The sequence below is a fragment of the Streptomyces prasinopilosus genome, assembly GCF_001419695.1.
GTDB lineage: Bacteria > Actinomycetota > Actinomycetes > Streptomycetales > Streptomycetaceae > Streptomyces > Streptomyces prasinopilosus.
In genome coordinates this window covers 1-10,524 of sequence record NZ_LIRG01000501.1, presented here as the reverse complement: position 1 = coordinate 10,524, position 10,524 = coordinate 1, and the positions used below count along the sequence as shown (strand labels likewise).

At 71.9% G+C, this 10,524-nt stretch carries 8 protein-coding genes and 2 pseudogenes; 4 read left to right on the top strand and 6 right to left on the bottom strand.

Annotation, left to right across the window (positions count from 1 at the left end):
• Positions 1-574: MBL fold metallo-hydrolase (locus AOK18_RS20500; RefSeq protein ID WP_055695319.1), on the top strand; the 574-nt coding region annotated here is incomplete at its 5' end.
• 43 nt (positions 575-617) lie between these two features.
• Positions 618-1,421 (top strand): DUF3097 domain-containing protein, encoded by an 804-nt coding sequence (locus tag AOK18_RS20495; protein ID WP_055695316.1) that lies wholly within the window; start codon positions 618-620, stop codon positions 1,419-1,421.
• Between the two features lie 29 nt (positions 1,422-1,450).
• Here AOK18_RS20495 and hemW read toward each other — a convergent pair whose 3' ends face one another.
• Both hemW and AOK18_RS20485 read right to left on the bottom strand, forming a co-directional pair.
• Positions 1,451-2,683 (bottom strand): radical SAM family heme chaperone HemW, encoded by a 1,233-nt coding sequence (hemW, locus tag AOK18_RS20490; RefSeq protein ID WP_055695318.1) that lies wholly within the window; start codon positions 2,681-2,683, stop codon positions 1,451-1,453.
• 91 nt (positions 2,684-2,774) lie between these two features.
• Entirely contained in the window at positions 2,775-4,994 is a 2,220-nt protein-coding gene (locus AOK18_RS20485; protein ID WP_055695315.1) for a SpoIIE family protein phosphatase, read from the bottom strand.
• Positions 4,995-5,245: 251 nt separating this feature from the next.
• On the opposite strand from AOK18_RS20485, the pseudogene AOK18_RS31160 reads away from it, so the two are divergent.
• Positions 5,246-5,428, top strand: a pseudogene (locus tag AOK18_RS31160) (DUF4291 family protein); the annotation flags it as partial.
• Between the two features lie 27 nt (positions 5,429-5,455).
• Here AOK18_RS31160 and AOK18_RS20480 read toward each other — a convergent pair.
• The 3 genes from AOK18_RS20480 to AOK18_RS20470 form a co-directional block, all read right to left on the bottom strand.
• A complete protein-coding gene (locus tag AOK18_RS20480; protein WP_055695314.1) occupies positions 5,456-5,965 on the bottom strand; it encodes a GNAT family N-acetyltransferase in 510 nt (169 codons plus the stop codon).
• Positions 5,966-6,037: 72 nt separating this feature from the next.
• Positions 6,038-8,071 (bottom strand): tyrosine-type recombinase/integrase, encoded by a 2,034-nt coding sequence (locus AOK18_RS20475; protein WP_055695313.1) that lies wholly within the window; start codon positions 8,069-8,071, stop codon positions 6,038-6,040.
• 409 nt (positions 8,072-8,480) lie between these two features.
• Positions 8,481-9,530 (bottom strand): tyrosine-type recombinase/integrase, encoded by a 1,050-nt coding sequence (locus AOK18_RS20470; protein ID WP_055695317.1) that lies wholly within the window; start codon positions 9,528-9,530, stop codon positions 8,481-8,483.
• A gap of 229 nt (positions 9,531-9,759) precedes the next feature.
• Between AOK18_RS20470 and AOK18_RS20465 the strand changes: the two are divergent.
• Positions 9,760-10,206 (top strand): annotated as a pseudogene (locus AOK18_RS20465) (DUF4291 domain-containing protein); the annotation flags it as partial.
• Between the two features lie 133 nt (positions 10,207-10,339).
• Here AOK18_RS20465 and AOK18_RS33630 read toward each other — a convergent pair.
• Positions 10,340-10,524, bottom strand: a 185-nt coding sequence (locus tag AOK18_RS33630) for an ATP-binding protein (protein ID WP_478078847.1), incomplete at its 5' end; no start/stop codon positions are given.

The window sequence follows — 10,524 nt, the reverse complement described above, 5'->3', positions numbered from 1 at the left end:
GTCACCGTGTGCCGGGGCGCAGGCCCTCGCCGGGCGGCGTGTGACGCATCTCGCGCTCACCCACGCCCACTTCGACCACGTGCTGGGGGCGGCGGTGTTCGCGGGCGCGGAGGTGTTCGGCGCGGTGGGCCTGGACACGGTGCTGGCGCGCGGGCGGGAGGATCTGTGCGCGGACGCGGAGCGCCACGGTCTGGACGCGCGCGAGGCCCGGGAGGCGGTGGACGCGCTGGTCGCGCCCCGGCACACGGTGACCGGCGAACGTGCGCTCGACCTGGGCGGCGGGCGGCGGGCGCTGCTCGCGAACGTGGGCCCGGGGCACACGGCGCACGATCTCGCGGTCCTGGTGCCCGGCGATCCGGACGTGGTGTTCTGCGGTGACCTGGTGGAGGAGTCCGGGGAGCCGCAGGCGGGCCCCGACGCCGTGCCGTCGCAGTGGCCGGGCGCCCTGGACCGGCTGCTGGCCCTGGGCGGTGAGGACGCGGTGTACGTCCCCGGTCACGGTGCGGCGGTGGACGCGGCGTTCGTACGGGCCCAGCGTGACGTCCTCGCGGCCCGGGTCGGCGTGTCGGGCTGACCCTTCGGCCGAACGGGGGCCTGTTTCTCCTATCGTCATCGGAATGCGCCAGTACTCTCCTGACCTGACCCCCGGGTGGAAGAAGTCCCGTCCCGTCCCCGAGGTGCCGGCCGAGCCCGGTCTGGTGGTGGAGGAGCCCGGCAGCGGATTCTGCGGTGCGGTGATCCGCTGCGAGGCGGGCACGGTGACGCTGGAGGACCGCTTCGGCAAGCACCGGGTGTTCCCGCTGGAGCCGCGCGGCTTCCTCCTGGAGGGGCGCGTGGTGACGCTGGTGCGGCCCGCCGCCGGTCCGGCCCGGCCGACCCGTACGGCGTCCGGTTCGGTGGCCGTCCCGGGTGCCCGCGCGCGCGTGGCGCGGGCCGGGCGCATCTACGTCGAGGGGCGGCACGACGCCGAACTGGTCGAGAAGGTGTGGGGCGACGACCTGCGCGTCGAGGGCGTGGTCGTGGAGTACCTGGAGGGCGTCGACGACCTCCCGGCGATCGTCGAGGAGTTCGGTCCGGGCCCGGACGCGCGGCTGGGCATCCTGGTGGACCACCTGGTGCCGGGTTCGAAGGAGTCGCGCATCGCCGAGGCGGTCACCAGCGAGCACGCCCTGGTGGTGGGCCACCCGTACGTCGACGTCTGGGAGGCGGTGAAGCCGTCCTCCCTGGGCATCGGGGCCTGGCCGCGCGTGCCGCGCGGCCAGGACTGGAAGACGGGCGTGTGCCGGGCCCTGGGGTGGCCGGAGAACACGGGGGCGGCCTGGCAGCACGTCCTGGGCCGGGTGCGGTCCTACAAGGACCTGGAACCGGAGCTCCTGGGCCGGGTCGAGGAACTGATCGACTTCGTCACGGAGCCGGCCTGAACCCCCGGGGCTCGCGCCCCCGAGCCCGTTCAGTCCACCAGGTCCCGGACCACCCCGTCCGCCAGCAGCCGCCCCCGCAGGGTCAGCACGGCCCGTCCCTCCTCGTACGGGCCCGGCTGGAGCAGGCCGTCGGTGAGGGCCCTGCCGGCGGCCCGCAGGCCCTCCGCGCGCAGGAGGGACAGCGGGACGCCCTCCTTGAGGCGCAGTTCCAGCAGGACGCGCTCCACCCGGCGGTCCTCCTCGGAGAGGACCTCGCGCCCGGCCCCCGGTGAACGGCCCCCGGCCAGGGCGGCCGCGTACGCGCCGGGGTGCTTCACGTTCCACCAGCGCACCCCGCCCACGTGGGAGTGCGCGCCGGGGCCCGCGCCCCACCAGTCGGCGCCGCGCCAGTACAGCTCGTTGTGCAGGCAGCGGCCCGCGTCCGAGGTGGCCCAGTTCGACACCTCGTACCAGTCGAATCCGGCCGCCGACAGGGTCTCCTCGGCGATCAGGTACCGGTCGGCGTGGACGTCGTCGTCGGTCATCGGGACCTCGCCGCGCCGGATGCGGCGGGCCAGCTGGGTGCCCTCCTCGACGATCAGCGCGTAGGCCGAGACGTGGTCGGGGCCCGCGCCGAGGGCCGCGTCCAGCGAGGCCCGCCAGTCGTCGTCGGACTCGCCGGGGGTGCCGTAGATCAGGTCGAGGTTGACGTGCTCGAAGCCCGCCGCGCGCGCCTCGGCGACGCACGCCTCCGGGCGGCCGGGGGTGTGCGTGCGGTCCAGGACCTTCAGGACGTGCCGGCGGGCGCTCTGCATGCCGAAGGAGATCCGGTTGAAGCCGCCCTCGCGCAGGGTGGCCAGATAGGCGGGGTCGACCGACTCCGGGTTCGCCTCGGTGGTGATCTCGGCGTCCGCCGCGAGCCCGAACTCGTCGCGGATCGCGGCCAGCATCCGCACGAGGTCGTCGGCGGCCAGCAGGGTGGGCGTGCCGCCGCCGACGAAGACCGTGCGGACCTCGCGCGGGTCGTCGCCGAGCACCTTGCGGGCCAGGCGGACCTCGTCGGTCAGCGTGTCGGCGTAGTTGTCGCGGGAGGCCAGCACTCCCCCGCTGCCGCGCAGCTCGGTGGCGGTGTAGGTGTTGAAGTCGCAGTAGCCGCAGCGGGTCGCGCAGTACGGCACGTGCAGGTAGAACCCGAGGGGGCGGCCGGCGGCCCCGGCGAGCGCGGACGCGGGCAGCGCGCCGTCGGCGGGGACGGGCTCGCCGTCGGGGAGTGCGGAAGGCATGTGCTCCATTGTCCCGCACTCGCCCTGCTTCCTTCCCGCGCCGCCCTTCCCCCACCGGCTCCTCCGCCCCGGTCGCTCCGCGTCGCGGAGGTCAGTCCGCCTGGAGCACGAGCAGGGCGAGGTCGTCGGCCGGCGGGCGCGCGCCGAACTCGTGGACGAGCCGGTTGATGCGTTCCGCTATCAGGCCGGCGTCCAGTCCGGCGCAGCCGGCCAGTGCCGCGGCGAGCCCGTCCCCGTCGTCGAACTGGCGGGAGCCGGAGCGCCGCTCGGTGACGCCGTCGGTGACGCAGAGCAGGGTCTCGCCGGAGCGCAGCTCGAAGGTCTCGCTGGTGTAGGTGGCGTCCTCGACGACCCCGAGCAGGGTCTGCGGCTGGGCGACGGTGCGGACCGTCCCGTCGGGTGCGAGCAGCAGCGGCAGGGGGTGCCCGGCGGAGGCGAGGGTGACGCGGGCGCGGACGCCTCCGGCACCCTCGCCGTCCTCACCTCCGCCGCCGTCCTCGGCGAGGGTGAGTTCCCCGTAGAGGAGGGACAGGAAGCGGGTCTGCGGGCCGTCCCCGGGGGCGGTCGGGCGGGCGCCGGCGGCGACGAGGGCACGGGCGGCGGCGTCGGCGGCTTCCGTGGCGTCGTCCAGGAGCAGTTGGTTGACGCGGTCGAGGACGTCGGCGACGCGGTAGCCCTCGCGGGCGAGCAGCCGCAGCCAGGGGCGGGCCAGCCCGATGACGACGGCCGCCTCCGGGCCCTTGCCCTGGACGTCGCCGATGGCGAAGCACCAGCGGCCCTCGCCGGCCTGGAACAGGTCGTAGAAGTCGCCGCTCGGTCCGCCCTCGTCGAGGGGTTCGTGGACGAACGCGGAGCGCACGCCGGGGATCTCGGCGACGGCGCCGGGCAGCAGCCCGCGCTGGAGCACGGCGGAGATGGTGGCCTGCCGGGCGTACTGCCGGGCGGCGCCGATGGCGAGCGCGACGCGCCGCCCGAGGTCCTCCACCAGCCCGGTGACCTCGTCGGGGAACCGTCCGATCCCGGCCCGCCCGATCACCAGCGTCCCCAGCGGCCGTCCGCCGGCGACGAGCCGGTAGGCGAGGGCGGCGCCGGGGGCGGGGTCCGGGGCGGTGTCGGCGGCCACGGGGATGCCGTGGTCGTACGGCGGGAGGCCGTCCGGCCCCTCCGCCCCGCCGCCGGAGGGGGCCTGCGGCGGTCCGGCGGGGACTTCCGGCACCCCGTAGGGAACCTCCGGGAAACCGAAGCCCTCCGGCAGGTGGCCGAAGCCGGTCCGCGGCGGGTCGAGCACCTTCTCGGGCCAGGGGTAGGCGAGCGGGCCGGGGGACAACGGGTCGGAGAGCGGCGGCGGATTCTGTTCGAGCACCCCTCCCAGTTCCTCGACGCGGCTCTCGTCCGCGTGCCAGACCCGGGCCAGGCGGGCCCCGCCGGCCCGCCCCCCGTCGCTCCGGTCGCCGTGGCCGGCGGTCTCGTCCTCCAGCCACACCGCGCACCAGTCGGCCAGCCGCGGCACGATCAGCTGACCGGTGAGCGCGGTGACGAGGTCCTCGTCGAGCTGCCCGGCGAGCAGGTCGGACGCCTCGGCCAGGAAGGACAGCGCCCCGCGCCCCAGCCAGGTCCCGTCCTGCCGGTACGCGCTCCACGCCTCCCCGCCGCGCGCCCCGGCCCCGTACGGCGGCTCCGGGTCCGGCCCTCCCCCGTGCACGTACGTGTGGGCGTACGCGTCGATCCAGTCGTCCACCCCGTCCGGGCCATCGCCGGTGCCGTGCGGGCCGCGCCCGTCGTCCGCGCCGTCCGTACCGTCCACCGCGCGGCCCCGGGCGGGGACGCGGGCCCAGACCGACTTCGTGTGCGTGCCGGGCCGGTACGTGATCCCCCAGGCCTCGGAGAGCGCGGCCACGAGCCGCAGTCCGCGCCCGTACTCGGGGCTCTCGGGCCCCTCACCGGGCGGCGCGTCCGGTTCGCCGTCGCGCGGGGAGCGGGTGGGGTGGCGGTCGGCGACCTCGATGACGAGCGCACCGGTGTCCGCCTCGAGCCGGCAGCTCAGCCGCACCTCGGTCCCGGCGTGCACGACGGCGTTGGTGACCAGTTCGCTGGCGATGAGCGTGGCGTCGTCGCCGGCCCGGGTGGTGAGGTGCTCGGTACCGGGCAGCACCTGTTCCGTCCACTCGGCGAGCGCCGCCCGCACCAGGGCCCGCGCGGCCCCCGGGGCGAGGGGGCCGCCGGACAGGGTGGCGTCCGCCCGGGCGCACGCCCGCGCGGGCGCCTCCGAGGCGGCACGCGAGGTCTCCCGTTGCGTCGGAATGGCCCCCATGGGCAGCTCCCGGACTGTTCGTACGAATACACCTCGATCAATGCCGCCAGGGTGACAGACCGACCCCACCCATAAGCAACGAGTTACCGAAGTGGACCCCCGAGAGGGGGAACAACACCCTCCACCCGGTCAGGAACTGGCCGAAAATCGATCATTTTCGAGCAACTGTGCCGGAGTGCTCCCGTGCGGTCGTCCCGACCGAGGGCGCGCCCACCGCCGACGGCGGGGGCGGACCCCACCACGGTAATTCGATGGCGCGCGCGGAACGGCGCGCCCACCCTGTTCCCGTGACAGAACCCCGGTACCGGATCCGCGCCCTGCACACGGACTCCACGGTCACAGTCCACCAGGCGTACCCACCGGAGATCGGCCTGCCGGCGGCCCGGGAGGGCCGTTTCCCCCCGGCGTGGAAACGGGACCGGATGACATGGATCTTCTCTGCACCATTGGCTCGGTGATGGTCAGGTCAAATCGGTGCGTAGGTCGATGATCCAGTGGTTGGTCTCCAGAACGCGACCGGCGAACTCCAGGCTCTGTTCTTCAACGAACGTGAAGCCGACAGCGCGGCAGATGCCATTGGAAGGCAGGTTGCTGGTTGCGGGGAAGGCGTGGACGAGTCCCCAGCGGCCGTCCTCCCTGGCCATCTCAAGCAGTGCCCGCACGGCTCGCTTGCCGTAGCCCTGGCCTTGGAAGGCGGGCAGGACCATCCAACCGATTTCGGAGATGTGCTGGTCGTCGGCTTCGTGGGACCACAGCGAGACAGTTCCGGCGACGACCGAGGGATCAGCTGCTTCGGGGATGATCATTTTGGTCCAGGCGGTGTCCTCGGCAGCCCGGCGGACATCGCGCTGCACCTTCTCATCCATGCCTTCTCGCGGCAGTGGACCCCCGAGATCTTTCATCATGTCGGGATCGCATCGCATCCGGATGTAAGCGTCGACATCCTCAAGCACCACATTGCGCAACAGCATTCTGGGCCTCCTGGTTGGCAGCGATTGTCCAATGTGATCACGCAGCTCGCACTGCTGGCGTCTGCGCTCCTCTCACCCCCCTGTGATCTGGGACTTCTGATGTGGGACGACGGGAAGCCCGAGCGAAACCTGGCCACTTCGCTGGAAACGGCGGGCCTGCTCGCGCTTGCCGCGCAGGAAGGTGAGGGTGAGATCGAGTCCGTCGATCTCACCCCGCCAGTCCTCGGCGACAGCGCGCTCGCGGCGGGCGAGGAGGTCCTCCTCCAGCTCGTCCAGGCGGGGCAGCATCTTCGGGTTGATGCTGAGCATTGGGCAGCGGATGCAGGCGTGTTCGTGCGCGCACGGGGTGCCGTAGGGACGGCCGCAGGAGCCGAGCTCGACGCGGCGCTTGTCGAAGTGCTCTTGGAAGTCCTCCCACTCGTCGCGGGTGGGCTCTCGGTACTCCTCCTTCGGCCGTGCTGCTCGGCGTCGGGCGAGGAACTGGTGGTAGTGGCTGATGACGTCCTCGTCGAAGACCGCGACGTAGCCGCGGGTGGTGCGGATGTCGAGGTGCCCGAGCAGGGCGGCGCCGATGTGAATGGGCAGGCCGTTGTTCACCAGCTCGGTGGCGAACAGCCGTCGGAAGTCGTGGGGCGCGAAGTGGACGTTGGCGAACTCCGGATGTGTGGCCGCCAGCTCATTGCAGGCGCGTCGGACGATGCGCCATACCGTGGTGCTGGACATGCCGCGCTGGCTGCCGCTGTGGACGGTCTGGAAGAGGTAGGGCAGTTCCTCGCTCCAAACCTTCTCGTGCAGGTCGTATCGGGCGCAGACCGGGACGGTGCCGTGTTCCTCGCGGTGGCGGCGGATGACTTGTGCGATGACGTGGAACAGCTCGGCCGACATGGGGATGACGCGTTCGCGGTCGCTCTTGGACGGGCTGATGACGAGGAGCGCGACGACCTCGCCGTTGGGGCGCTGGTACTGCCTGATGCTGAGGTGGCTCAGTTCGGTGAGTTCCTCGGCGCGCAGGCCGGCCAGCCGGAGTGTCTCCACGACGGCCCACTCCCAGAACGCGGCGTTCTCGTCCTGGGAGACGCGTACGAGGTCGCCGGTGGTGCGGTTGACCACACGGACCGGGGGCCGGTTGTGATGCTCGTTGCAGGACACCCGAAGCCACGTGGTGCCGTCGTGTACGAACTCTTCGCCGGGGTTCACGCTCTGCGCGGCCTTGAGCAGCTCTCTGCGCTGGTGCCAGGTGTCGTTGACGTGCTGGGAGAGGATCGGCAGCAGCGGCTGGCGGACTCGCGTGCGGTTGGCGATCCGTTCGTTCAGGCGGCGCCGGCGCAGCTGGAAGTGGCGCAGGTCGGCGTCCCGGACCGGGCAGGGCGCGACCCATTTCGCCCACCGCTCGGGCTCGGCGACGGACCAGGTGTGCAGGTCGAGGTAGAGGGACCGGACCGCCAGCAGCGGGCCGTCCATGTCCAGGCGCGGCTTGCCGCCGGGCAGGACCAGCAGCTTCTCCTTCCACTGTGTGAAGGTCTCCTCCGACAGCCGCAGGTCGGCCTGCTCAGGATTGATCTCCTCGATCACCTTCCAGAACGTCTTGACCAGGCGGGTGATCAGGTGCCGCAGGGTCGAGTAGTCCAGCTCGGCGGAGCGGCGGCGTACGTACTCCACCAACAGGTCCCGCACATCGCGGTTGCGCAGCTGATGGCGGTCTACGGCTTCCTCGATCGACAACTGCCCCCGGGTGACAGCAGCCCGCAGAGTTCGTGGAGCGGAGCGCGGAAACTGCCCCATCTCGTGCAACACCGGCCAAGCCAGTGTGCCGGAGAAGGTGCCCGACTCGGCGTCTTCCCCGGCCAGAGCATGGGCTCGGCATTCGACGGCGTAGTGCAGCAGGGCCTCGGGCGTGAGCCCGTCCAGGTCGATCCCGAAGACCGTCAACGCGTAGCAGACGTCGGACTTCGCCCGGCCACGGCGGGAGGAGCCGACGGGCATCTGATCGACCCGCTCGCAGAACTCCTCCAGCCACGGATCTTTCGCGATGCTGCGGAACCACGGGGTGTAGCGGGTGAAGGTGTTGGAGCGCAGGCCCAGCAGCGTGGGTCGGATCAACCGCATGGCGAAGCAACGACCCGCCGCCGCGCTCAGTCGGCGACTCAGGGCACGGTCGTCCCCAGCGACTCGGCCGACGGGAATGCCCGCGTCATGACCGGTGGCTTCCCAGCGCTCCTGCCAGGTATCTCCAGGAAATCCGGCCAGGTAGCCGAGGAACTCCTGCATTTCTTGACGTGCTCGCCACGTCTTGGAGCCGGCAGGTAGGAAGTGCCCGATGACTACCTCGGTGATCTCCTCCACCGAGGCCGTCGCGAAGTCCCCAAGCGAGCGAGGCGGCCGCATCGGCCGTGGCGGAGGGGCGGGAATGATGGCAGTAGGCGCGAAGTTTCCGGTCGACACCCGGCCTTCGGCACTCTCATGGCGGCGGACCCGGTTGGTCGTCGGGCCTTGAAGCCGCAGGCTGTCGCCGACTTTAGCGCCCGGCACCGAACACCGCCTCGATGTCGCTCGCCTCGTATCGCTGCGGCCACGTGGTCGGCTGGACCGGCCGTGCGTAGTGCTCTGCGAGCTTGTCCACCAGGTCGTCCAGTCCGACCACGGTGTAAAGCGCCGTGGTGCTGATATGGGCATGTCGCAGGATCGTCTGCACCTCCACCAGCGTCAGCTCCGGGTCGCGGGCGAGTCGGGTAGCGGCGGTGTGCCGCAGGTCGTGCAGCGTCCAGTTCGCCCCGATCGCTTCGTCCGCGCGCTGGATGATGCGGCGGGCCGCCCAGTAGGTCAGCGGTCTCGGCTGGCCTCGGCGGGTGCGCCAGAGTGGCATGCCGTCGGGTGGGAGCCCGGCCTCCTCCAGGTAGGCGGCAAGGTGGGCGAGGGCCTCGGGCGATACCGGAACCGGTTGCCGGGCCCGGCTGCCTTTGGAGATCACCCACAATTGGCCCTTGACCCAGTCGACGTCTCCGAGTTCGACCCCGAGCAGTTCGGAGGCTCGGGCGCCAGACGAGACGTAGCAGGACAGCAATGCCCGGTCCCGTGCGCACTTCATCTGCGTGAACAGTTCGTCCCACTGGCGATCGGGCAGTGCCCGCGGTTGCCGGGCAGGCACCTTCGGCCGCAGCCGACCGCGCCGGTAGGCGGCGCGGGCCTCGATCGGCGACAGGTGCGCGAGCGCAGCACGGCGTGCCCTGTTCTCAGGCACCGGGTTCACCACCGGACCCCGGCCGAAGTGCAGGTGAAAGGCGTAGAACCCATGAACTGCCGAAAGGTTGTGAGCGATGGTCGCCGGCGCATACCCGGCCCGAAGCGTCGGCTTGCCCGTCTTTGGGTTCACCGTCCCGGCCCGGAGACCACCTGCCCGGCGCTGGCGCTGCGGGTTGCTAGCCGAACGGAGCCAACCCACCAACGCGGCGGTCTCCGCCTCGGTGGCCTGCTCCCAGCCCACGTCCAGTGCCCAGAGCACTCGGTACCAGCGCAGCAGGTCGAAGCCGTAGCTGCGACATGTCAGCGGGCTGACGTCGCCCAGCATCCGGTCCCGAAGGTAACTGCTGACCGGCTCGATCTCCCGATCAGCAGCATCCACCACACGCCACGGCAACGAAGGCGACTCGCCTTCTACCACCGCCCCCATCCGGGGCAGCCGTACCCGGCCGTCAATCAGATCTCGATGAATCGAAGGAGCTTCATGCACCCCCGCATGCTCGTGAACCAAGGTCACGGAGTCGAGCCGTGGCCTGAGCTAGTGCAGTCAACTGACCAAACCCTCGTTCCTGTGGATGATGTACCGCTGCGGATGGGGCACCAAGGAGGGCCAGGAGACGGTCCTCGCCGTCGAGATCACCCGCGAAGGCTTCGAGTGGGCACTGGCGCACGCCTGCCTGTCCCACTACGAGCACGGGCTCCACACCGACCGCGCCACTTGGAGGCGCCGGCTGAAGCGGGCCCCGGCCCGGGTGCAGTGGGACCCCGAACGCGACCTGCTCCTCCGGCCGCTTCCCCACCGGTCGCTCCAGCTCGGCCTCGCCGGTGAGGCCGCACGCCTCTACGCCGACGAGTGGATCGTCCGCATCACCGACGTCACGCCACTCGCCCGCACGGTCCACGAGCGGGTACGAGAGGGGGACCTGGACACCGCACGGCAGCTCCTGCCCCGCGAACGCCCCTACCCCGTACAGGACGGAAGCCTGTCCCACCTGCACCGATGAGCCGGACCCGCCGGAGAGCCGACCTGATCGGCCGGTGAGGGCGAGCGCCGGCCCGAGACGGCCTTCCGGCCCGAGGGTCCCTCTTCCCCGGGACGGGCGGGTGGCCGATCAGGGACGCACCTGCCGTGACCGGTCACCTCGGATCAGCCCCGGGGGGAGCGGTGTCCCCGAAGGTCTGTCCCGGAGGGGCGGGAAGTTCGGCCCAGACGGTCTTGCCCGAGGGAGGCCGGGGCGTGACGCCCCAGCCGGAGGCGAGCGCACTCACGAGGAGCAGTCCGCGCCCCTGCTCGCCGAGCGGGCAGGGGCGCGGACTGCTCC

Bases quoted from the DNA above. Each gene is read 5' to 3' on its own strand.
- AOK18_RS20495 (WP_055695316.1), top strand. From the start codon at position 618: ATGCGCCAGTACTCTCCTGACCTGACCCCCGGGTGGAAGAAGTCCCGT.
- hemW (WP_055695318.1), bottom strand. From the start codon at position 2,683: ATGCCTTCCGCACTCCCCGACGGCGAGCCCGTCCCCGCCGACGGCGCG.
- AOK18_RS20485 (WP_055695315.1), bottom strand. From the start codon at position 4,994: ATGGGGGCCATTCCGACGCAACGGGAGACCTCGCGTGCCGCCTCGGAG.
- AOK18_RS20480 (WP_055695314.1), bottom strand. From the start codon at position 5,965: ATGCTGTTGCGCAATGTGGTGCTTGAGGATGTCGACGCTTACATCCGG.
- AOK18_RS20475 (WP_055695313.1), bottom strand. From the start codon at position 8,071: ATGCGGTTGATCCGACCCACGCTGCTGGGCCTGCGCTCCAACACCTTC.
- AOK18_RS20470 (WP_055695317.1), bottom strand. From the start codon at position 9,530: ATGCTGGGCGACGTCAGCCCGCTGACATGTCGCAGCTACGGCTTCGAC.